At 68.3% G+C, this 22378-nt stretch carries 23 protein-coding genes and 1 riboswitch; of the genes, 17 read left to right on the plus strand and 6 right to left on the minus strand.

The window, feature by feature from the left end:
• The first annotated feature begins 6 nt into the window (after positions 1-6).
• Positions 7-297, plus strand: coding sequence for a hypothetical protein (locus P9A17_RS01910; protein WP_278036903.1), 291 nt, complete (start codon positions 7-9; stop codon positions 295-297).
• On the opposite strand, the gene P9A17_RS01915 is transcribed toward P9A17_RS01910, so the two are convergent.
• Positions 289-1023 (minus strand): MBL fold metallo-hydrolase, encoded by a 735-nt coding sequence (locus P9A17_RS01915; protein ID WP_278036904.1) that lies wholly within the window; start codon positions 1021-1023, stop codon positions 289-291. The genes P9A17_RS01910 and P9A17_RS01915 overlap by 9 nt on opposite strands.
• 23 nt (positions 1024-1046) lie before the next feature.
• Here P9A17_RS01915 and fgd point away from each other — a divergent pair, with 23 nt between their 5' ends.
• Genes fgd through P9A17_RS01935 form a run of 4 tightly spaced genes read left to right on the plus strand, consistent with a single transcriptional unit; the run spans position 1047 to position 6329 of the window.
• On the plus strand, positions 1047-2057 hold the full coding sequence (fgd, locus tag P9A17_RS01920; protein WP_278036905.1) for a glucose-6-phosphate dehydrogenase (coenzyme-F420): 1011 nt from the start codon (positions 1047-1049) through the stop codon (positions 2055-2057).
• Between the two features lie 18 nt (positions 2058-2075).
• Complete coding sequence (locus P9A17_RS01925; RefSeq protein WP_278036906.1) at positions 2076-3056, plus strand: endonuclease/exonuclease/phosphatase family protein; 981 nt, start codon at positions 2076-2078, stop codon at positions 3054-3056.
• A 16-nt stretch (positions 3057-3072) separates the two neighbouring features.
• A complete protein-coding gene (gene pta / locus P9A17_RS01930; protein WP_278036907.1) occupies positions 3073-5166 on the plus strand; it encodes a phosphate acetyltransferase in 2094 nt (697 codons plus the stop codon).
• Complete coding sequence (locus tag P9A17_RS01935) at positions 5163-6329, plus strand: acetate kinase (protein WP_278036908.1); 1167 nt, start codon at positions 5163-5165, stop codon at positions 6327-6329. The genes pta and P9A17_RS01935 overlap by 4 nt, the downstream gene beginning before the upstream one ends.
• Here P9A17_RS01935 and P9A17_RS01940 read toward each other — a convergent pair.
• Positions 6249-6707, minus strand: a complete 459-nt coding sequence (locus P9A17_RS01940) for an STAS domain-containing protein (RefSeq protein WP_278036909.1) — start codon at positions 6705-6707, stop codon at positions 6249-6251. The genes P9A17_RS01935 and P9A17_RS01940 overlap by 81 nt on opposite strands.
• Positions 6708-7044: 337 nt before the next feature.
• Here P9A17_RS01940 and P9A17_RS01945 point away from each other — a divergent pair, with 337 nt between their 5' ends.
• Genes P9A17_RS01945 through P9A17_RS01955 form a run of 3 tightly spaced genes read left to right on the plus strand, consistent with a single transcriptional unit; the run spans position 7045 to position 9617 of the window.
• Positions 7045-7905: an SDR family oxidoreductase gene (locus P9A17_RS01945; RefSeq protein WP_278037012.1), complete on the plus strand. Its 861-nt coding sequence runs from the start codon at positions 7045-7047 to the stop codon at positions 7903-7905.
• 13 nt (positions 7906-7918) lie between these two features.
• Positions 7919-8989 carry a dihydrodipicolinate reductase gene (locus P9A17_RS01950; RefSeq protein ID WP_278036910.1) on the plus strand — a complete coding sequence of 357 codons (1071 nt, stop codon included), beginning with the start codon at positions 7919-7921 and terminating at the stop codon, positions 8987-8989.
• 16 nt (positions 8990-9005) lie between these two features.
• A complete protein-coding gene (locus P9A17_RS01955) occupies positions 9006-9617 on the plus strand; it encodes a TetR/AcrR family transcriptional regulator (RefSeq protein WP_278036911.1) in 612 nt (203 codons plus the stop codon).
• Here the strand turns inward: P9A17_RS01955 and P9A17_RS01960 are convergent.
• Genes P9A17_RS01960 through glnX form a run of 3 tightly spaced genes read right to left on the minus strand, consistent with a single transcriptional unit; the run spans position 9607 to position 14242 of the window.
• Entirely contained in the window at positions 9607-11925 is a 2319-nt protein-coding gene (locus P9A17_RS01960) for a serine/threonine-protein kinase PknG (RefSeq protein WP_278036912.1), read from the minus strand. The genes P9A17_RS01955 and P9A17_RS01960 overlap by 11 nt on opposite strands.
• Positions 11925-12923 (minus strand): glutamate ABC transporter substrate-binding protein, encoded by a 999-nt coding sequence (locus tag P9A17_RS01965; protein ID WP_278036913.1) that lies wholly within the window; start codon positions 12921-12923, stop codon positions 11925-11927. The genes P9A17_RS01960 and P9A17_RS01965 overlap by 1 nt, the downstream gene beginning before the upstream one ends.
• Positions 12923-14242 carry a protein kinase G-activating protein GlnX gene (glnX, locus tag P9A17_RS01970; protein ID WP_278036914.1) on the minus strand — a complete coding sequence of 440 codons (1320 nt, stop codon included), beginning with the start codon at positions 14240-14242 and terminating at the stop codon, positions 12923-12925. Before glnX ends, P9A17_RS01965 begins: the two co-directional genes overlap by 1 nt.
• Positions 14243-14380: 138 nt before the next feature.
• Here glnX and P9A17_RS01975 point away from each other — a divergent pair, with 138 nt between their 5' ends.
• Positions 14381-14872: an NUDIX hydrolase gene (locus tag P9A17_RS01975; protein ID WP_278036915.1), complete on the plus strand. Its 492-nt coding sequence runs from the start codon at positions 14381-14383 to the stop codon at positions 14870-14872.
• On the opposite strand, the gene thiE is transcribed toward P9A17_RS01975, so the two are convergent.
• Positions 14873-15520, minus strand: coding sequence for a thiamine phosphate synthase (gene thiE / locus P9A17_RS01980; RefSeq protein WP_278036916.1), 648 nt, complete (start codon positions 15518-15520; stop codon positions 14873-14875).
• 35 nt (positions 15521-15555) lie between these two features.
• A riboswitch (TPP riboswitch) is annotated at positions 15556-15664 on the plus strand.
• Between thiE and thiO the strand changes: the two genes are divergently transcribed.
• The 8 genes from thiO to P9A17_RS02020 all read left to right on the plus strand — a co-directional run bounded on the left by thiO (position 15656) and on the right by P9A17_RS02020 (position 22378).
• Positions 15656-16672 (plus strand): glycine oxidase ThiO, encoded by a 1017-nt coding sequence (thiO, locus tag P9A17_RS01985; protein ID WP_278036917.1) that lies wholly within the window; start codon positions 15656-15658, stop codon positions 16670-16672. Its footprint overlaps the riboswitch before it by 9 nt.
• Positions 16669-16866 (plus strand): sulfur carrier protein ThiS, encoded by a 198-nt coding sequence (thiS, locus tag P9A17_RS01990; protein ID WP_278036918.1) that lies wholly within the window; start codon positions 16669-16671, stop codon positions 16864-16866. Before thiO ends, thiS begins: the two co-directional genes overlap by 4 nt.
• 16 nt (positions 16867-16882) lie before the next feature.
• Positions 16883-17626 carry a thiazole synthase gene (locus P9A17_RS01995; protein ID WP_278037013.1) on the plus strand — a complete coding sequence of 248 codons (744 nt, stop codon included), beginning with the start codon at positions 16883-16885 and terminating at the stop codon, positions 17624-17626.
• Positions 17626-18381: an SGNH/GDSL hydrolase family protein gene (locus tag P9A17_RS02000; RefSeq protein ID WP_278036919.1), complete on the plus strand. Its 756-nt coding sequence runs from the start codon at positions 17626-17628 to the stop codon at positions 18379-18381. Before P9A17_RS01995 ends, P9A17_RS02000 begins: the two co-directional genes overlap by 1 nt.
• Entirely contained in the window at positions 18378-19283 is a 906-nt protein-coding gene (locus tag P9A17_RS02005; RefSeq protein WP_278036920.1) for an ATP-binding cassette domain-containing protein, read from the plus strand. Before P9A17_RS02000 ends, P9A17_RS02005 begins: the two co-directional genes overlap by 4 nt.
• Positions 19280-20035, plus strand: coding sequence for an ABC transporter permease (locus P9A17_RS02010; protein WP_278036921.1), 756 nt, complete (start codon positions 19280-19282; stop codon positions 20033-20035). Before P9A17_RS02005 ends, P9A17_RS02010 begins: the two co-directional genes overlap by 4 nt.
• Positions 20036-20045: 10 nt before the next feature.
• Complete coding sequence (locus P9A17_RS02015) at positions 20046-21470, plus strand: NAD(P)/FAD-dependent oxidoreductase (RefSeq protein ID WP_278036922.1); 1425 nt, start codon at positions 20046-20048, stop codon at positions 21468-21470.
• The gene (locus tag P9A17_RS02020; protein ID WP_278036923.1) at positions 21467-22378 is read left to right on the plus strand and encodes an alpha/beta fold hydrolase; all 912 of its coding nucleotides are present in this window, start codon (positions 21467-21469) and stop codon (positions 22376-22378) included. The genes P9A17_RS02015 and P9A17_RS02020 overlap by 4 nt, the downstream gene beginning before the upstream one ends.

A 22378-nucleotide genomic window follows, 5' to 3' on the forward strand; every position in this document is an offset into this window, starting at 1 on the left:
GCCGATGTGTCGCAAGCGACCGTGGGTTGGTTGTTGCTGGCCGCTGCCGCACTGACATTCGTGTTCGGCGGCGTCTCCCGCCTCTACATCGGCAGCAGGCGCGACACCAAAGCGGTGCGCGGTATCGTGCACGCGTTCCGCCGCACCGGCATCGCCAGGGTGTTGTTCGGTCGCTTCGAGGACGACATGCTCGACGACGACGAGCTCGACGCGATGATCCTGATGCCGTCGATCGTCGTCGCCTGCGGCCTCGCCCTGACCGCGATCTTCCTGCTGGGCTATCAGACGCTAACGTGACGCGGCTGCTCTAGCTGCCTCCCTGACCGGTCCGCGCCACACCGGACCGTGCCCGGGCAGCAGGACCTCGGTGTCGAGCATCGCCAGCGCCTCCAGGCTGCGCACGCATGCCGCCTCGTCGTGGTTGAACACCGACGGCAACAACTGCGGCCCACGCCGCGGCGCGACGGGGTGATCGGTCACCAGCGCATCGCCGCTGACGAGCACACCGTCCACGAGATAGGAGCAGTGCCCGCCCGTGTGCCCCGGCGTCGGGACGATGGTCGGCCTACCCGGCAGTGCCGCCGCCACGTCGGCGCTCAACGGCGCGGTCGTCGGAATCCCGGCGTGCGTCAGCGCACCGTGGCGCATGATCGACACCGACCACTTCAGCCACTTGGGTTGCCAGGCGTGCATGGCGACGGCCACCGGGGACGCCTGTTCGAGATATTCGCGTTTGGAGTGGCCGACCTCGTCGGCGTGGCAGTAGACCGGCGTGCCGTGTTCGGCGGCGAACCAGATGGCCGTCCCGAAATGGTCGATGTGGGCGTGGGTCAACAGAATTGCGCGAAGGTCGGATGCCGCGAACCCGAGGCTGCGCAACGAGCCGAGGACGTCGTCGCGGCTGCCGGGAAAGCCCGCGTCGATCAGGATCACGCCGTTCCCGTCGGCGACCAGCGTCCAATTCACCAGGTCCGTCTGGGCGAAGTGGACGTGATCGGTGACGGCCGTCAGAACCGGTGCCATGAGGCGAGTGTAGAAACATATCTATGGCTGAACTGAAACTGGGCTACAAGGCGTCGGCGGAGCAGTTCGCGCCCCGCGAACTCGTCGAACTCGCCGTCGCCGCCGAAGAACACGGCATGGACAGCGCCACCGTCAGCGATCACTTCCAGCCCTGGCGGCACGAGGGTGGCCACGCCCCGTTCTCGCTGGCCTGGATGACTGCTGTCGGCGAGCGCACCAAGCGCCTGCAGCTGGGCACCTCGGTGCTGACCCCGACCTTCCGTTACAACCCGGCCGTCATCGCCCAGGCATTCGCGACGATGGGCTGCCTCTACCCTGACCGCATCTTCCTCGGCGTCGGCACTGGTGAGTCGCTCAACGAGATCGCCACCGGCTACGAAGGCGAGTGGCCCGAGTTCAAGGAGCGCTACGCGCGTCTGCGCGAGTCGGTGCGGTTGATGCGCGAACTGTGGCTCGGCGACCGCGTCGACTTCGAGGGCGACTACTACAAGACCAAGGGCGCCTCCATCTACGACGTCCCCGAGGGCGGCATCCCGATCTACATCGCCGCGGGCGGGCCCCAGGTCGCCAAGTACGCCGGCCGCGCAGGTGACGGCTTCATCTGCACGTCCGGCAAGGGCGAAGAGCTCTACAAGGACAAGCTCATCCCCGCGATGCGCGAAGGCGCCGAGGCGGCAGGCAAGAATCCCGACGACGTCGACCGGATGATCGAGATCAAGATCTCCTATGACACCGATCCCGAAGCCGCGCTGGAGAACACCCGGTTCTGGGCGCCGCTGTCGCTGACCGCCGAACAGAAGACCAACATCCACGATCCGCTCGAGATGGAGAAGGCGGCCGATGAACTGCCGATCGAGCAGGTCGCCAAGCGCTGGATCGTCGCGTCGGACCCCGACGAGGCCGTCGCCAAGGTCAAGGATTACGTCGACTGGGGCCTCAACCACCTCGTCTTCCACGCCCCCGGGCACGACCAGCGCCGCTTCCTGGAACTGTTCCAGCGCGACCTGGAACCGAGGCTGCGCAAGCTCGGCTGACGCGCCGGGCACCGCGAGATGATCCGCCTTCTCGCGACGGTGACGGGCTTGGGTGCCCTGGCCGTCGCGGTGACGGGATTCGCAGGCCGGTACCTGCCCATCGCCGGGCATCCCACGCTGATCCTGGCCGCGGCGGCGCCCTACCTGACCGTCGCCGCGCCGGCCGCGATGCTGCTGTTCGTGCTCGGCAGGCGCTGGGCGCTGGCCCTGGTCGCGGTCGCCGTGACGGTGGCACTGCTGTGGGTGTACCTGCCGCGCTACCCGGTTCTCGGCGGCGCACAGCAGGCGGCGGCGGCCGCGGTCGATGTGCGGGTGCTCACCGCCAACCTCGGTATGGGACAAGCGGATCCGACGGCGTTCGTCGCGCTTGCGGGTAATACCGCCGATCTGGTCGCCGTCCAGGAGATGACGCAGGAGGCCGCTGACGGGCTCTCGGCGGCCGGGATGGACACCGTCTTTCCGCACCGGGTCATCGTGCCCGCGCCGATGGCGTCGGGCATCGGCATCTGGAGCCGGTATCCGATCGTGCACTCCGGGAGCATCGACGGGTACGCGATGCCGATGATCGGGACGCGCATCAGGATCCCTGGCGTCCGTGTCGACGCCACCGTGCTGTCGGTGCACCTGGCCGCGCCGTGGCCGATGCCGATCGATGCGTGGCGTTCGGACATCGCGTTGTTCCCCGAGACGCTGCGTGAGATCGGTCGCAGCGCGGGCGCGGGTGCCGTGATCGTCGCAGGCGACTTCAACGCCACCTACGAGATGGCGCCGTTCCGGAGCCTGCTGGAGCCCGGCTACGGCGACGCGGGCGTCGACGCGCGCGCCGGGCTGACCCGCTCCTATCCCGGCCGCGGTTACCGGCCGCCGCTGATCGGGATCGATCACATCCTCACCAAGAACTGCACGGCGTCAGCCGCCGGCACGGTGGTGGTACCGGGTGCCGACCACCGTGGGCTGCTCGCCACGTTGAGCGTGCCGGTGGACATGACCGCGAGTTGACGGCAGGCTTTGAGGCGTGTCTGATGCGCCGAAGCACGCCATCTCCACCGCCATCTATATCGCGTCTCCGGAGGGTGACACCGGAAAGTCGACCATCGCGCTGGGGATCCTGCACCGGCTCGCGGCGACCGTCGCCAAGGTCGGCGTGTTCCGTCCCATCACCCGCGACGACGGCGAGAGCCGCGACTACATCCTGGAGTTGCTGCTCGATCACACGACGGCAGGCCTGCCCTACGAGGACTGTGTCGGCGTCACCTATCAACAGCTCCACGACGACCCGGACGCCGCGCTCGGTGAGATCGTGGACCGTTTCCACCGGGTCGCCGATCAGTGCGACGCGGTGCTGGTGGTCGGCAGTGACTACACCGACGTGGCCGCACCCAGCGAGCTGTCGGTCAATGCCCGCATCGCGGCGAATCTCGGCGCTCCGGTCGTGCTCGCCGTCAAGGCCAAGGGGCGCAGCCCCGAGCAGGTCGCCCAGGTGGCCGAAGTCTGCGTCGACGAGATCGCGGCGCAGCACGCCCACACCGCGGCGGTCGTGGCCAACCGCTGCGACCCCGCGCAGCTCGACGAGGTGTGCAAAGCGCTGAAGGCGGTCGTGCCGCACAGTTACGTGCTGCCCGAGGAGCCGCTGCTGGTGGCGCCGTCGGTCGCCGAACTGCAGGTCGCCGTCGAAGGCAGCGTGGTGCAAGGCGATCCGGCGCTGCTGCACCGCGAGGTCCTCGACGTCCTGGTGGCGGGGATGACGGCCGAACACGTCCTCGAACGGCTGACCGAGGGCGTCGCCGTGGTCACGCCGGGTGATCGGTCGGACGTGGTGCTGGCGGTGCTCAGTGCCCATGCCGCGGAAGGCTTTCCGTCGCTGTCCGGGGTGATCCTCAACGGTGGCCTGACGCTGCATCCGGCCATCGACTCGCTGGTTTCGGGGCTCGGGCTGCGCCTGCCGATCATCGAGACCCGGTTCGGCACGTTCGAGACCGCGAGCCGCGTCGCCGGCACCCGCGGCCGGGTGACATCGACGTCGCACCGCAAGATCGACACCGCGCTGGCGCTGATGGACACCCACGTGGACTCGGCAGAGCTGTTGGCGCATTTGGCTATTCCGATCCCGTCGGTGGTCACCCCGCAGATGTTCACCTATCAGCTGCTCGACCAGGCCCGCGCCGACCGTAGGCGGATCGTGCTGCCCGAGGGCAACGACGACCGGATCCTGAAGGCGGCGGGCAGGTTGCTGCAGCGCTCGGTCGCCGACCTGACGATCCTCGGCGACGAGGCGCAGGTCAGGGCTCGCGCAGCCGAACTCGGCGTCGACCTGGCGAGTGCTGCGGTGCTCGACCCGCAGACCAGCGAGCTGTGTGACCAGTTCGCCGAGCAGTACGCCGAACTGCGCAAGCACAAGGGCGTGACGGTCGAGCAGGCCCGCGAGATCATCCACGACGTCTCGTATTTCGGGACCATGCTGGTGCACAACGACATGGTCGACGGCATGGTGTCCGGGGCGCGGCACACCACGGCGCACACGGTCCGGCCTGCGTTCGAGATCATCAAGACGCTGCCCGACGTCAACACGGTGTCGAGCATCTTCCTGATGTGCCTGGCGCACGAGGTGCTGGCCTACGGTGACTGCGCGATCGTGCCCGATCCGACCGCCGAGCAGCTGGCGGACATCGCGATCTCGTCGGCCCGCACCGCGGCGCAGTTCGGGATCTCGCCGAAGGTGGCGATGCTGTCGTATTCGACCGGTACGTCCGGAACCGGCGCTGACGTCGACAAGGTCAGGCAGGCAACCGAACTCGTCCGCACCCGGGAACCCGATCTGCTCGTCGAGGGGCCGATCCAGTACGACGCCGCAGTGGAGCCGTCGGTCGCCGCGACGAAGATGCCCGACTCCGAGGTGGCCGGGCACGCGACGGTGTTGATCTTCCCGGACCTCAACACGGGCAACAACACCTACAAGGCGGTGCAGCGCAGCGCCGGGGCCATCGCCATCGGGCCGGTGCTGCAGGGACTGAACAAACCGGTCAACGACCTGTCACGCGGCGCGCTCGTCGAGGACATCGTCAACACCGTGGCCATCACGGCCATTCAGGCGCAGGGTATTTCGCGATGACGCGGTCGGTGCTGGTGCTGAACTCCGGCTCCTCCTCGGTGAAATATGCGGTGATGGAGCCGGATTCGGGCCGTCTGGTCGCCGACGGCATCGTCGAACGGATCGGTGACTCGGATCCCGACGCCGTCGCGGACCACGCCGCCGCAATGGACGTCGTGTTCGACTCGCTGGCCGCCGACGGACACCGGCTCGACGACCTCGGGCTGGTCGCCGTCGGCCATCGGGTCGTCCACGGCGGGCCCGATCTGTACCGTCCGACCGTCGTCGACGACGCGACGATCGCGGTGCTGGAGAAGCTGTCTCCGCTTGCGCCGCTGCACAATCCGCCGGCTATCCTGGGTATCGAAGTGGCCCGCAAGGCGCTGCCCGACCTACCGCACATCGCGGTGTTCGACACCGCTTTCTTCCACAATCTGCCCGCCGCCGCGGCGACATACGCCATCGACTCCGACGTGGCGGCCGACTGGCACGTCCGCCGGTACGGATTCCACGGGACATCGCATCAGTACGTCAGTGAGCAGGCGGCGGCATTCCTCGGGGCGCCGCTGGAATCGCTGAACCAGATCGTGCTGCACCTGGGCAACGGCGCATCCGCATCGGCCATCGCAGGCGGAAAGCCCGTCGAGACCTCGATGGGTCTCACGCCGATGGAGGGGCTGGTGATGGGAACCCGTTCGGGCGACGTGGATCCGGGCCTCATCTTCTATCTGTGGCGTGAAGCGGGCATGAGCGTCGACGACATCGAGTCGATGCTCAACCGGCGCTCCGGAGTTCGGGGACTCGGTGGCGAGATCGACTTCAGGGAGCTGCACCGGCGCATCGAATCCGGCGACTCTGCAGCGCAATTGGCCTATGAGGTGTACATCCACCGACTGCGCAAGTACATCGGCGCCTACCTCGCGGTGCTCGGCCACGCCGACGTCATCACGTTCACGGCCGGCGTCGGCGAGAACGATGCGACCGTGCGGCATGACGCACTGTCGGGACTGGCGGCCTTCGGCATCGAGATCGACGAGGGCCTCAACATCAGCCCCGACAAGGACGCGCGGCGCATCTCGCCGGAGGGTGCGCGGACGACGGTGCTAGTGGTGCCCACCGATGAGGAGCTTGCGATTGCTCGGGCGTGTGCGGGAGTACTTGGCGCTGGGCTCGGCGACGGGTAGCTCGCGATTCGGGTCGCAGATCCTGAGCAGTCGGCGTACGTGCGGCCCGGCGAGGAGCGACCAGCGCACGCCGCGGCGGGCGCAGACGACGTTGATATTGGACAGCGCGGCAAACCCCGAGGCGGCGAAGAACTCGACGGTCTGCAGGTCCACGATCAGCTTGCGGGCGGCACCCAGGCGCTTCTCGATGTAACCGGCCAGGGCCATGCTGTTGGTGGCATCGATGTCGCCGTGGATGGTCACCAGGACGGTGGACGGCGGCAGCTCGCAGGCGGAGAACGTGGCGCGATGGTGCTCTTCGCGCAGTTCGAAAGAGAGCGGGTCCGGCCGGAACACCCGCTGAGTACTGGGTGCGGGCAGTGGTTCGGATAGGGACAAGAGCGGGCCTCCCTCGAACGAGAAGAGATGAGCCGACGTGTTTTTCATGCTGCGGATGTGAGGTCAGGGGATCGGGCCCTAGATGCTCAAAGCTGCGCCGATGACGTCACCGTGTGTAGTGGGGTAACAGTACTACGGAATTCGTGGGTTGACCATAACTTGATCGAAATCCCCATCGTGTGCTTTTACCTGCAGTTTTGCCGATGAGCTCGGCGCAGTGCAGCACGGATCGGGCCTGCGCCGTCAATATAGCGACCGCCAGCAACGGAATTCGTCGTTGCTGACGCTCGCGATAAATAATTACACGTGTAATGTTTTGACTGTGCTCAACACAGAGATGATGTTGGACGGCAAGGTTGCGATCGTCACCGGAACGAGCAGGGGGGTGGGCGTCGGCATCGCCCACGAACTGCTGCGCGCCGGGGCCACCGTCATCGGCTGCTCGCGGTCGGCAATGCCGGCGATTCCGGGCGCCGACGTCCACGACGGCTGGCTGGAGCGGTCCGCGCAGCTGGTGTGCGATCAGGGTGACATGCACGCCATCGACGCAATGGTCACCGAGGTTGCGAAAACGTATGGGCGAGTAGACATCCTGGTCAACAATGCCGGCGGCACCGTTCCGACGCCACACGTCGAGGACGTACCCGCGCTTGTCTCCCGCATCCAGGGGGCGCCCGCCGCCGACGACGATCTGGAACGCACGATGCTGTTCCACGCGTTCGCTATTCAGATGAATCTGATCAGCCCGCTGTGGTTCGCCATCCGCGCCTACCGGCAGATGCAGACCCAGGACGGCACCGGATGCATCATCAACGTCTCCAGCGGGGCCGGTCATCCCGCCGGATCGCCCACCCTGGTGTCCTATGGCGCCGCCAAGTCCGGCCTGAACCACCTGACCCGGTCCCTGGCCGAGGAGTGGGGCCCGCGGGTGCGCGTGAACTGTGTCGCGCTCGGCCCCACGATCACCGAAAACTTCCGATCCTTCGTCCTGCCGAAGGATGACCCAACCGGCGCAACATATTTCGACGCGGTTCCACTCAAGCGCGGTGGCGAGCCCGCCGAGGTAGGCCGCACCTGTGTGTTCCTCGCCTCGGGGGAGGCGGACTTCATCAACGGCACCACGATCGAGATCGACGGCGGGATGATGCCCGGCGTGCTCTACGAGGCGGGCCTCAAGACGATCACCGACCTACTGTGAGGATCACCCACTGATGCGCAGGATCGTCCAGTTCTCCACCGGCAACGTCGGTGTGCACGCGCTGCGCACCATCATCGAGCGGCCGGACCTCGAACTCGTCGGGCTCCATGCGAACAGCCCCGACAAGATCGGGCGTGACGCCGCCGAGCTGTGCGGGTTGCCCGACCTTGTCGGCGTCACCGCGACCGACGACGTCGATGCCCTCGTCGCGTTACAGGCCGACTGCGTGGTCTACATGTCGCAGGCCGAGACCCGCCCGATGGAGGCGCTCGACGAGATCTGCCGTTTCCTGCGGGCCGGTACGAACGTCGTCGGCACGTCGTTCGTCTGGATGGTGGCCCCCGACCAGGCCGACGACTGGCTTCGTCGACCGCTCGAAGCGGCCTGTAGACAAGGAAATTCGACGCTCTACATCAACGGCATCGACCCCGGGTTCTCCGGGGACACGCTCGTGTACACGGCGCTGAGCCTCGCCGTCCGCGCCACCGCGGTGACGGTGCAGGAGATCTTCGACTACGGCACCTACGACGACGCGGAGTTCACCGGCGTGAGCTTCGGCTTCGGCGCGAGCCCCGACCACACCCCGATTCTGTTCAGTCCGGGGGTGCTGGCGTCGATGTGGGGTGCCCAGGTGCGCAGCCTCGCCGACGATCTGGGCATCGAACTCGACGAGGTCCGCGAGCGACACGAGAAGTGGGTGACTCCGGAGACGATCGACTGCACGATGATGCGGGTCGACCCCGGTCGTGTCGCCGCCGTCAAGTTCGGGGTCGACGGTCTGGTGGACGGGCGCCCGGTGATCACGATGGAGCACGTCAACAGGCTCACCGTGGCCGCGGCCCCGGACTGGCCGTTCCCACCCGACGGTCACCCTGGCGTGCACCGGGTGATCGTCGACGGAAGCCCCGGCATCGAGATCAACACCCACGTCGGCACATCCGGCATCGACCACAACCAGGGTGGCGTTATCGCGACGGCGGCGCGGGCGATTAATGTCGTGGAAGCGGTGTGCAGTGCGGATGAGGGGATCCTCGCTGCGCACGATCTGCGCGGCCTCGACCATGTGCGAGGCCTGATGTGGTAACAGGGGAGGCTTCATCATGACTGCACCGCGCCGTCCGGCGACCGGGGCACAACCGCGCGCTGAGCGCACCCGCAACGCGGTGATCGACGAGACGGTGCGCTGCGTCCTCGAGGACGGGTTCGCTCCGCCCAGCGTCCGGCGCATCACCGACCGGGCCGGCGTGACATGGGGGGTGGTGCAATACCACTTCGGCGATCTCGACGGGCTGCTGATGGCGGTCGTCGACACCGGATTTCTCGAACTGTTGGCATCGCTGGACGGGATGGAGCCCGCGATGGACGGACTCGACACGCGCGAGCGGGTGAAATTCTTTGTCAACGCTGTGTGGCAGGCATTTTCGAGCCCGACGTCGCGCGCCGCCCTGGAGATCCTGATCTCGACCCGGGGTGCCCGGACCGAGACGCTCAACGCACATCTGGTCGATCTGATGGCCCAGCTGACCGCACTCGGCCGTCAGCTCGGTGAGGGGCTGTCCGCCTCACACGCGACGCGGGTCGGCATCCTGATCTGGAATACGTTGCGCGGCATCGTGGCAGCCCAGATGGTATGGCCCGAACCCATGGACACCTCGCAAGACCTGGAGACGCTCGTCGACGTCGTCAGCGCCTACATCGAGGTCAGAACGTAGACATCGGGCGCACGCTGTTGGCCAGGTCGACCAGCGCGTAGCGGTGCGCCTGCGTGGGCGCCACGCGGGCGAGGCTGCGCAGGGATGCTTCGACGCCGAGCTGCAATCCGTGCTCGGTGAACGGAAATCCCAGGATGTGGTTGGTGCTGGCGGAGTTGTCTGCCAACCAGTCCATTGCGGTGCCGAGCACCAGCGCGCGGATCTGCAGCACCCGAGGCTCGGTGTCGGGCAGCGCCTCGACGCGCCGGGCGGCGTTGCGGATGTGCTGCTCGGTGATCTCGCTGCTCGAGCGTCCCGACAGCAGTGTCACCGCGCTCGTCAGCCGCGCGGTCGTGAAATGCCTTGAGGTGGCCGGTACTTCGTCGAGCGTACGGACCGCGGCGTCGCGGTCACCGTCGGCCGACTGCGTCCTGGCCAGGCCGAAACCGGCGGAGATCACGCCGTGGTCGGTCGACCACACCGTGTCGTAGAACTTGTGCTCGTCGGGCGAGCCCGCCAACTCGGCGGTCGCCGCGAGCGCGATCTTGGGGGCCAGCTCGCCGGGCAGTGTATCCAGCACCTCGGTGAAATGCTTTGTTGCCGAATCATAGTCGGCGGTGAGCAGTTCGGAGACGGCGCGGAACCAGACCAGCCGCCACTGCCAGCCGACCCGCTCGGCGAGGTCGTCGAGCTTGCGCGTGGCCTTGGCGACATCACCCAGGTCGAGCAGGGCGCGCACCTCCATCAGCGGCAGCTCGACGGACTCGCTGAGGTCGACCCCTTCGGAGTCCAGCGCCCCGTGTCGGGCCGCCCGCAACGAATCCAGCGTCTGCACAGGCTGACTCAGCAGCGTCGCGGACAGCACGGTAGCGCCGATGTCGGTCGGGTCGACGAGTGGGACCTGCAGCGCCTTGACGATCTCCTGGGCCGTCAGCTTCTCCGAGTGCACCTGGCCGTCGAGGTAGACGTCGGTGTGCGCGACCAGCAGGTCCACCCCGAACGTCGATCGCGACGGGCTGAACGTCGTCGACAGGCCGGGCCGTGGCACCCGGGTGTCCTTGGCGACCACCTCGCGCAGCACGCCCATCAACTGGCTGGACATCTCTTCAGCGGTCTGGAAGCGGCGCTTCGGGTCGGGGTCAGTGGCGCGGCGGAGCAGCCTTGCGAACGAGTCGTACTCGGCGAGAACGGGATTGTCCTCCGGCAGGCCGTCGGCGTAGCGGCCCTTCTTGGTGGGGAGGCGCATCGTCAGCGCCGCCAGCGTGCGTCCGACGGTGTAGATGTCGGTGGCCACCGTCGGCCCGGTCCGCACGATCTCGGGCGCCTGATAGCCCGGTGTCCCGTACAGATAGCCGAACGAGTTGATTCGCGACACAGCACCGAGGTCGATGATCTTGAGCTGATCCTCGGTGACCATGATGTTCTCGGGCTTGAGGTCGTTGTAGACCAACCCGAGGGAATGCAGATAGCCCAGGGCGGGCAGGATTTCGAGCATGAAGCCGATGGCCTCGGCGGTGGGCAGCCGGATCTGCGAGCTGTGCTTGAGCAGCGTGGCCTGCTTGAGCGACTGCCCGCCCACGTACTCCATCACGATGTAGCCGACGGGGTTCCCGTGCTTGTCGTCGTGCTCGACGAAGTTGTAGATCTTGACGATCCCGGGGTGGGTCACCTCGGCGAGAAACTGCCGCTCGGCCATCGCGATGGCCTGCGCTTCGGCGTCACCGGAATGGACGAGGCCTTTGAGGACGACGGGCCGGTCGTTGACGTTCTTGTCGAACGCCAGGTACACCCATCCGAGGCCGCCGTGGGCGATGCAACCCTTGATCTCGTACTGGTCGGCGACGATGTCACCGACGTTGAGTTGCGGCAGAAAGGAATACGCGCTGCCGCAGTGCGGGCACCAGCCTTCCGACAGCGCCGGACCGTCTTTCGTCGAACGCCCGACCGGCCTTCCGCAGTTCCAGCAGAACCGCTTCGATTCCGTCACCACCGGATCGGTCATCAACGCGGTCAACGGGTCTCGCGCGTGCACCCGCGGAATCTCGACCAGGCCGCCGCCGAGACGCCGCGTCGGCGACACCTGGCGCGTCATCGCCGTCGTGTTGTCCTGCGGCTCGGTGTCACCGGTGTGCAGCAGCGCGTCGCTGTCATCATCGTCGTCGTCGAAGAAGTTTGGCCGGAACACCGCCTGCGTGGCCATCGGCCGCACCGTCGACACGGAGTCCTCCGAGAGCTCGGCAAGCTCCGCGAACCCCGCGGGCTGGGTGCCGGGGTCTTCCTCGGTGTCGACGGCGGGGTCGAGATCCGTCGGTTCGGTCGGCTCGGTCATCAGTCCGAGTACCTCGCGACGGGAGGCGCGGGCGCAGGACCCAGCACCGTCAACCACTTGCGGTACAACGTGTTCCAGGTGCCGTCCTGCCGGATGCGCGCCAGAGTGCCGTTGACGAAGCGGACCAGACCGGTGTTCTCCAGGTTGACGCCGATGCCGTAGGGCTCCTCGTTCATCGACGGACCGACGATCTGCAGGTACGGATCCTGTGACACCAGCCCGGCCAGGATCGAGTCGTCGGTGCTGACCGCGTCGACCTGCCGCTGCTGCAAAGCGACCAGGCAGTCGGCCCACGTGACGACGCCGACGATGAGCGGCGGCGGGGTGATCTGCTGGATGCGCTCCAGGGACGTGGTGCCCTTCGCGACGCACACCCGCTTGCCCGAAAGATCAGACGACTGCGAGATGTTGGAGTCGCGCGGCGCCAGGATCCGCTGGTTGGCGATCAGGTACGCCGTCGAGAAGTTCACCTTCTCTTTGCGCTCGCAGGTGATCGTCATGGTCTTGACGACGACATCGACCTGGTTGTTCTGCAGCGCCTCGATGCGGTCGGCCGACGACAGGATCCGGTACTCGACCTGTGACGGGGTGCCGAAGATGTCGCGGGCGATCTCACCGGCGATGTCCACGTCGAAACCGGTGATCTCGCCGGTGATCGGGTCGCGGAAGCTGAACAGGTTGCTGCCGATGTCGAGCCCGACGATGAGCCTGCCGCGGGCCTTGATATTGGCCACCGCCGCTTCGGCTTCCTTCTCGGTGTCGAACGGCCGCAGGCTGGCCCGCGGATCGCAGTCGTCGTCGGCTGCGGTGGGCGGACGCGCGGATTCCGGGGGCAGTTCGTCCATCCCCGCGGGCGTCGGCGGAGCGAGCGTCACGGTGGGTCCGGGCACCACGGGGGCCGACTGCGCGCACCCCGTCAGCACCGCCAGCGTCGCGAGCAGCGCACCCACCTTCTTAACGCCCATCACCTGTTGTCTCTTCTTCGCGCAAGCGCTCATCACCTGTACTCACTAAGCCTCGGCCAGATGCCCAGCGCCACCGCGATGGCCGCAGCGACAGACAGCAGCGCTGCGCCGACCGTCGCCCCGGACAGCACCCGCCGGGCGTTGACGATGTCGTTGCGCAACTGGGTGCGGCTCTGCTCGATGCCCTTTGTGAGCGCCTCGTCGAGCTTGCCGAACGCCGGCGTCGCATCGTCCTCGCCGGTGCCGAGCGCCACCTGCGTCGCCGCCTGGTAGTTGCCGACGGCGATGTAGGCCGTGATCCGGTCGTCGGCGGCGCGCCACCGGTCCAACAAGGCCCCGGCGTCGGTCAGATCGGCCTTGTCGATCGAGTCGTCACGTTCCACGTAACGGGCCAGCTGCTGCTTCATCTCGTCGATGCGCTGGTAGAAGGACTGCTTTCGCACATCCTCGTCGCCTCGACGGATCAGTGACAAGGTCTCGTCGGCACGGGCCTGCTGCGCCGTGATCGCCAGCGTGGTCACGGTTTTCAGCGATTCGGCCGCCGTCTCCTTGGCGCTGCGGCTGTCGGTGGTCGAGATGATCAGCGCGGTGCCCACCCAGATCAGCATGATCAGCACTGCCAGTCCACCCGCAACGAAGCCGATGTTGACCCGCCGTCGGGTCCTCTTGGCCAGCCATCGGTTGGCGAACACCCCGAACAGAAGCGTCGCGGTCACGACGAGGATCACTGGCGTCGGAATCCGGGTCGACGCCGTCGTCTCGACGTCGACCCGCGCGGAAGTCTCCTCGTAGAGGCGCTGCGCGTCGGGCAGGATCTGCTGCTGCATCATCGCGGACGCTTCCGACAGGTACGACGAGCCGACCGGATTGCCCGCGCGGTTGTTGGTGCGGGCCGTCTCGACCAGACCGGTGTACACGGCGAGCCGGGCGTTGATCCGGCCCAGCAGCTGGACCAGCGGTTCCTCCGTCAGCCCGCTGGAGGCTCTGGTCACCGCCACCGAGGCGTCGGTGATGGCCTGCTCGTAGCGCTGGCGCACCGCACGCGGCTCGGCGCCCGCGATGAAGGCGGTGGCCGCGGCGGCATCGGCCACCGACAGCGTGGTGTAGAGCTGGCCGGCCGCGAACGCCAGCGGCTCGGTGTGGTTGAGCACGGTGGTCAGCGCCTGCTGGCGGTCGTTGATGGTCGTCGACGTCGCGAAAGCGCTGGCGATCACGAGCGCGGCGAGCACCATGCCGATGCTCAGGATGCGCCCGGGTGTCGTCCACAGGAACCACCAGCGCGGATGCGTCGGCGTGGTGGGTGACCGCGACGCGAGAGGTTCAGTCGAGGGGTGCGCCAACTCCACAGTCACGTCTGCGGGGACCTCATCCTGGTCTCGATTTTTAACGACGGTCGTTGAAGAACTATATAAAAGAATTCTAAGAGCAACTGGCGCGACGCGTGCGAATTCAGGTGCCACGAATTCGCCGGAGTTCCCTATCCTGAACGCGTGCGAGGCGACGGTGACGGCTGGGTGGTGTCGGCCACAGGTGCCGCCTACTGGGGACGGCACGGCGCCGCCGGCCTCCTGTTACGCGCCCCCGGGCCCGACGGATCGGCCGCGGTGCTGCTCCAGCACCGGGCGCCGTGGAGTCATCAGGGCGGAACGTGGGGACTGCCCGGCGGAGCTCGCGACAGCCACGAGACAGTCGAACAGGCCGCAGTCCGCGAGGCCCACGAAGAAGCCGGGTTGGCGGCCGATCAGCTGACGGTGCGGACCACGGTCGTCACGGCCGAGAACTCCGGGTGGACGTACACGACCGTCATCGCCGACGCCATCGAGCAACTCGACACCGTGCCCAACCGGGAGAGCGCGGAGCTGCGCTGGGTCCCCGAGGCCGAGGTCGCCGACCTGCCGCTGCACCCCGGCTTCGCCGCCAGCTGGGACCGGCTCCGCGAGGTCACGGCGTCGATCCCGCTACAGGTCAACCCGCAGGGCTGATCAAACCTCGGAGCCGAGCATTGCCGACAGCTGCTCTGCCGCGGCCTTCGGATCATCTGCCGCGGTGATCGCCCGCACCACGACCACCCGCCGCGCCCCGGCCTCGAGCACCTCGGGCAGCCGCTCGGCATCGATCCCGCCGATCGCGAACCACGGCTTGTCGGTGTTCAGCGCGGCCGCCGCCCGAACCAGGTCCAGGCCAGGCGCGGTCCGGCCCGGCTTCGTGGGCGTCGGCCAGCACGGCCCGACACAGAAGTAGTCGACGTCTTCGGCAACGGCGGCGTTGACCTGCGCGACGTCGTGTGTCGACCGGCCCACCACCCGCCTCCCGACGATTTCGCGGGCCACCGTCAGCGGCAGATCGTCCTGCCCCAGGTGCAGTACGTCGGCTTTGGCTGCCAGCGCGATGTCGGCGCGATCGTTGACCGCCATCAGCGCGCCGTGCCGGTGCGCCGCGTCGGCGAGGATCTCCAGCGCCTCGAGCTCCTGGAGCGCCTCCAGCGGTCCGAACTTCTGTTCCCCAGGCGACCCCTTGTCCCGCAGCTGGATGATGCCGACACCGCCCGACAGCGCCGCGTCGGCGAATTCGGCGAGGTCGCCGCGCTCGCGGCGGGCATCGGTGCACAGGTAGAGGCGGGGTTCAAACACACTCGAACGCTAGCGTCGCCGCCACGTAGGCTGGTAGGCGACCACACGGGAGTCCCGGGTACGGGGACTGAGAGTGAGCCGCCGGCTCTTACCGTCACACCTGATCCGGGTCATGCCGGCGAAGGGAGCGAACACATGCCCAGACTGGCCGTCATCGGTGGCGGCGTGATCGGTCTTTCCGTCGCACGCCGTGCCGCCCAGGACGGCTGGACCGTGCGCGTGCACCGCACCGCCGAACATGGCGCGTCATGGGTCGCGGGCGGGATGCTGGCTCCGCACAGCGAGGGCTGGCCCGGCGAGGAAGCCCTGCTCACCATCGGCCTGCAGTCCCTGACGCTGTGGCACGACTCCTTCCTGGTCAGCCTGCCCGCCGAAGTCGTCACCGCACGCGAGTCGCTCGTGGTGGCCGTCGACGCGGCCGATGCCGCCGACCTGAAGACGGTCGGAGCCTGGCTGTCGGCGCAGGGGCACCCGGTCGCGATGACGACGGCCGCCCGCGATGTGGAACCGCTTCTGGCGCAAGGTATCCGGCACGGTTTCGTCGCCGAGACCGAGCTGGCCGTCGACAACCGGGCCGTCGTAGGGGCCCTGGCGGCCCAGTGCGAGGACGCCGGTGTCGAGTGGGCGCCGCCCGTCGGCTCGCTGGCCGAGACCGCCGACGCGGACACCGTGGTGCTCGCCAACGGCATCGACGCGCCGGCACTGTGGCCGGGTCTGCCGGTGCGTCCGGTCAAGGGCGAGGTGCTGCGGCTGCGGTGGCGCCGCGGCTGTCTTCCGGTCCCGCAGCGCGTGGTCCGGGCCCGGGTGCGGGGACGGCAGGTATACGTGGTGCCGCGCGCCGACGGCGTCGTCGTCGGAGCGACGCAGTACGAACACGGTCGGGACACCGCGCCGAGCGTCAGCGGGGTGCGCGATCTCCTGGACGACGCAAGTGCGGTGATGCCGGGTCTCGGTGAGTACGAATTCGCCGAGGCCGCGGCGGGTCTGCGCCCGATGACACCCGACAATCTCCCGTTGGTCGGCCGGCTCGACGAGCGCACACTGGTGGCCGCCGGGCACGGACGTTCGGGATTTCTGCTCGCGCCGTGGACAGTCGAGACGATCGCGGCCGAGCTGGAAGTAGCAATGAGTGAGGTGAAGGTCGCCAGATGAAAGTCACAGTGAACGACGAGGCCGTCGAGGTGGACGACCGCACGACGGTCGCGAAGCTGCTCGAGGGCCTCGGCTTCCCCGAGAAGGGGATCGCGGTCGCGGTGGACTGGTCGGTGATCCCGCGCTCGCAGTGGGACACCGCGTTGACAGACGGAGCGAAGATCGAAGTGGTGACGGCGGTGCAGGGTGGCTGACTTCGGTACCGGCAAGCTGAGCATCGCGGGTCGCGAGTTCGGGTCGCGGCTCGTTCTGGGCACCGGTGGCGCCGCCAACCTCTCGGTGCTGGAGGCCGCTCTGGTCGCTTCGGAGACCGAGCTGACCACGGTGGCGATGCGGCGCGTCGACGCCGAGGGCGGCACCGGCGTCCTCGATCTGCTGACCCGGCTCGGCATCACCCCGCTGCCGAACACGGCGGGGTGCCGCGGCGCAGCCGAAGCCGTCATGACGGCTCAGCTGGCGCGCGAGGCACTGCAGACGAACTGGGTCAAGCTCGAGGTGATCGCCGACGAACGCACCCTGCTGCCCGACGCCGTCGAATTGGTCAGGGCCGCAGAACAACTGGTCGACGACGGATTCGTGGTGCTGCCCTACACCAATGATGATCCGGTGCTGGCGCGTCGCCTCGAGGCGACGGGTTGCGCCGCCGTCATGCCGCTGGGTTCGCCGATCGGCACCGGCCTGGGGATCTCCAACCCGCACAACATCGAGATGATCGTCGAGCAGGCCGGCGTGCCTGTCATCCTCGACGCGGGCATCGGCACCGCGAGTGACGCCGCGCTGGCTATGGAATTGGGCTGCGACGCCGTACTGCTGGCCACCGCGGTCACCCGGGCATCGGATCCGCCTGCGATGGCGGCCGCGATGTCTGCGGCAGTCCGCGCCGGCTACCTGGCCCGCCGGGCCGGCCGCATTCCCAAGAGGTTCTGGGCCCAGGCGAGCAGCCCCAGCATCTGATGAAACGCTATGTGGCGCTGGGCAGCTCGATGGCAGCCGGACCGGGGATCACGCCACGGGTGCCGGATTCGCCGCGCGCGGCGGGGCGGTCGGCACGTAACTATTCGCATCTCGTCGCGCATGAGCTCGGGCTCGACCTGGTCGATGTCACGTATTCCGGCGCGACGACGGCCCACGTGCTCGCCGAATCCCAGCGCGGGGCGCCACCTCAGGTCGACGCACTCGACGGCAGCGAGCATCTGGTCACAGTGACGATCGGCGGCAACGACGCGGGTTATGTGCCGATGCTGTTCGCGGCAGGCCTGCCCACGCCGGCGCGCTGGATCCCGTTGTTCGGCGGCCGGATCCGCGAATTGCTCGACCCGTCGGCGCGTTACGTCGCACTCGCGGAGGCCGGCACCGCCCTGGTGGACGTGGGCCGCGAGATCCGGCGCCGCGCACCGCAAGCCACCGTCCTGTTCGTCGATTATCTGCGGTTGCTGCCCGAATCCGGCGCTGTGCCTCCGTACCGCGATGCCGATCTGGCCCTCGGCAGGCACATGGCCGCGACACTGGAACAGCTCACCGCCGACGCGGCCCGGGTGACCGGTTGCGGGCTCGTGCGTGCCGGCGAAGCGAGTCGCGCACACCATGCCTGGTCGGCGGAGCCGTGGACCACCCGCTTCGGCTTCCCGATTCCGCGGCGCCCCGCGCCGTTGCATCCCAACGCCGCAGGTATGCGGGCCGTCGCCGACCTGGTGGTGGCGGCGACGTGATCGAACTCGACTCCCTGACAAAGCATTACGGGTCGACGAGAGCCGTCGACGGACTGACCTGCACCATCGAGCCCGGCGTCGTCACCGGTTTCCTGGGTCCCAACGGTGCCGGCAAGACCACCACGATGCGGATGGTCCTCGGCCTCGACCACCCCACGTCGGGCACCGCGACCATCGACGGCAAGACCTACCGTCAGTTGTCCGAACCGTTGCGCGCCGTGGGTGCGCTGCTCGACGCCCGGCAGGTCCACCCGAACCGCACGGTGCGCAACCATCTGCGCTGGATCGCCGCGACCAACCGCATCGACGAGCACCGCGTCGACACCGTGCTGGACATGGTCGGGCTCACCGCGGTCGCCGGGTCCCGGGCGGGCACGTTGTCGCTGGGCATGAGCCAGCGGCTGGGCATCGCCGGCGCGCTGATCGGCGATCCGCCCGTGCTGCTGTTCGACGAACCGGTGAACGGCCTTGACCCTGAAGGAATCCATTGGGCGCGGACGCTGATGCGGACGTTGGCGGCAGAGGGGCGCACCGTGCTGGTGTCGAGCCATCTGCTCTCGGAGATGGCCAACACCGCCGACCGGCTCGTCGTCATCGGCAAGGGGAAGCTGATCGCGTCGACGACGGTGACGGAGTTCATCGGACGCTCCGGCGGCGCCGTCGTACGCGTCCGTAGCCCGCGCCTGGGCGAGCTGTCCGCGGCGTTGACCGTGGCGGGGCTGACGGTGCAGGAAGACGATGCGGCACTGACATTGCGGAACACGACGACCGACGCGGTCGGTGACATCGCCGCGGCGCACTCCATCCCGCTGCACGAGCTCGCTGTTCAACAGGTCTCGCTCGAACAGGCCTACCTGGCCTCGACGGACGACGCCACCGAGTATCGGGGGAGGACGCAATGATCGCCGCCGGTGCGATCGTGAACGCCGAGCGCATCAAGCTGATGACGCTGCGGTCCCCGCTGTGGTCGGCGGCGGCCGTCGCGGTGCTGAGCTTCGGCCTGGCCGCGCTGCAGGCTTCCGTCGCCTACGGATACGACCGCATGACCGTGGCCTCCGCCTGTCTGGGGGTCGCCGTGTTCGGCATCCCGGTACTGATGATCGTGGCGGCGATGACCCTGACCGGGGAGTATCGCAGCGGCCTGATCGCCACCACCTTCATGGCCACCCCGCGTCGGACGTCGGTTTTGTTCGCCAAAGCTCTTGTCGCCGCGGTGTTCTCAGTGCTCTTCGCGGTGGTCATGGTGTTCGGATCGGTAATGGTGGCACGCCTGGTCGCAGAGCCGGGTGTCGGGGCGGGTCTGACGGTGGTGGCCACGGTGCGTTTCGCCGCAGCGCTGTCGCTGTACGCCGCGCTGGCTGCCGTCCTCGGGGTGGGCGTCGCGGCGCTCCTGCGGCACACCGCGGGAGCCGTCACGGTTCTGCTCTTGTGGCCGCTGCTCGTCGAGCCGTTGCTGGGCAATCTGCCCGGCCGCGGTTGGGAGATCGGCCCGTTTCTGCCGTTCGCCAACGTCTTCAGGTTCCTCGAGGTGCAGTGGCTGTTTCCCGAGTATGTGATGCACTGGGGCGCTCCGGGTTCGCTGGGCTACTTCGCCGCGGTGGTCGCCGTCATCTTCGTCGCGGCAGTTGTCACGGTGAACCGCCGCGACGCCTAGCATGGCAGCGATGACCGCACCGGACGCGATCGTGGTGGGCTCCGGCCCCAACGGACTCGCGGCCGCCGTCACCTTGGCGCAGGCCGGGCTGTCGGTCACCGTGCTGGAAGCCGACGAGGTGATCGGCGGCGGTGCGCGGACAGCCGAGCTGACCATCCCCGGCCTCAAACACGACACCTGCTCGGCGGTGCACCCCTTCGCGGTGGCCTCGCCGTTCCTGGCCCGCCTTCCGCTTCACGAGTTCGGACTGACCTGGCGGTTCACTGACATCGACCTTGTGCACCCGCTGGACGACGGCACGGCGGGCGTGCTGAAGACCTCGCTGGAGGAGACCGCGGCCGGTTTCGGTGTGGACGGGCCGCGCTGGCGGGCCGTGTTCGAACCCCTGGTGCGGTCGTTCGACACCGTGGTGTCCGACGTGCTCGGCCCGTTGATCCGCATCCCGGATCATCCGATCGCGATGTTGCGGTTGGGTATTCGTGCCGGGTTGCCCGCCGCGGTGCTGGCCCGGGCGTTCCGTACCGAGCAGGCGCGCGCGATCTTCGCAGGCTGCGCCGCGCACATCTGGCGGCCCCTCAACCGTCTCGCGTTGGCATCGGTCGGCACGGTCATGATCGCCGGCGGGCACCGGCACGGCTGGCCTGTCGCCGAGGGCGGTTCGGGCGCGATCACCGGTGCGCTGGCCGGGCTGGCCCGATCGCTGGGCGTGGTGATCGAAACCGGGGTCCGCGTCACGTCGCTGACGCAACTGCCGCCCAGCCGCATCGCGATCTTCGACACCGGACCGGCCGCCTTCGCCGACATCGCCGGTGACCGTCTGCCGCCGAGGCGGGCGAAGGCCTACCGCCGATTCCGGTACGGACCCGCCGCGTTCAAACTCGATCTCGCTGTGCAGGAGGGTATTCCGTGGCTTTCGGAGGCCGCCCGCAGGTCGGGCACCGTGCACCTCGGCGGGACCGCGGCACAGATCGGCGACTCCGAACGCGCGATCACCCGGGGCGTCATGCCGTCCCGCCCGTTCATGCTGATCGGTCAGCAGTACCTGGCCGATCCGCAGCGGTCGGTCGGTGACATCCACCCGGTATGGCTGTATGCGCATGTGCCGCACGGGTATACGGGCGACGCCACCCCCACGCTGCTGGACCAGATCGAGCGGTACGCGCCCGGGTTCCGGGACCGGATCATCGCCACCCACGTCACCACGCCGCGTGAGCTGGCGGCCCGCAACCCGAATTACGTCGGAGGCGACATCGTCGGCGGCCGCAACGATCTGCGCGGGCTTGCTGCCCGCCCGGTCCTCGCGTTGGACAACTACGCCACCGGGATCCCGGGAATGTATCTGTGCTCGGCCTCGACGCCCCCGGGCGCGGGAACGCACGGCATGTGCGGGCATCTGGCCGCCCGACGCGCGCTGACCGGTTTGGAGGAACCATGAGCGAGCCACACATCCTGACGCTGAAGCTGCCCCATCTCGACGTGGCCGCCCTGTCGTGGGGTCCGCCCGAAGGGCGGCTTGCGTTGTGCCTGCACGGTTTTCCGGACAGCGCGTGGGGTTGGCGAAAGCTGGCGCCACTGCTGGCCGAGCGCGGCTTCCGCGTCGTCGCGCCGTTCACCCGCGGGTACGCACCGACGGGACCCGCCGCCGACGGCGACTACCACATCGGCGCGCTGATGTACGACGCGCTGGCCGTACACCGGGAACTCGGGGCACCCGCCGACGCGGTGCTCATCGGGCACGACTGGGGCGCGTTCACGTCGAATGCGATCGCCGCCTATCCGGAATCGCCTTTTGCCGAACATATTTCGATCGCGGTGCCGCCCGTGGGTGCGATCAACCGCACGCGGACGTCGATCGCAGGTCAGCTGAAGATGATGCCGCGTCAGCTCCGCAACAGCTGGTACATCCTGTTCTTCCAGCTGCCGGGGCTGCCAGAGCGGCTGCTGCCCAGGGTCATCCCGAGGCTCTGGCAGGACTGGGGCCCATCGGGATATGACACCGACACCGAACTCGAGGACGCGCTGGCCGCACTGCCGAGTCCCGCCCATCGTCGCGCGGCGGTCGGCTACTACCGCGCGATGGTCCGCCCGTCGCGCCCCGCGCCGCGCTACGCGGACCTCCACAAGTGGTGCTTCGAACTGCCGCAGGTGCCGATCCTGCACCTGCAGGGCGAGCAGGACGGCGCGATGCAGGCCGCGTATTCCGACCGGATCATCGACGTGCTCGCGCCGGGCAGCCGGGTGGTGCCGATTCCGTCGGCCGGACACTTCCTCCAGATCGAACGACCGCAGGTCGCCGCCGACGCGATTCTGGAGTACCTCGGTGCCCGTGAGCGGCCGCGCTAA

The organism is Mycobacterium sp. 236(2023) (assembly GCF_029623955.1).
Taxonomy (GTDB): domain Bacteria; phylum Actinomycetota; class Actinomycetes; order Mycobacteriales; family Mycobacteriaceae; genus Mycobacterium.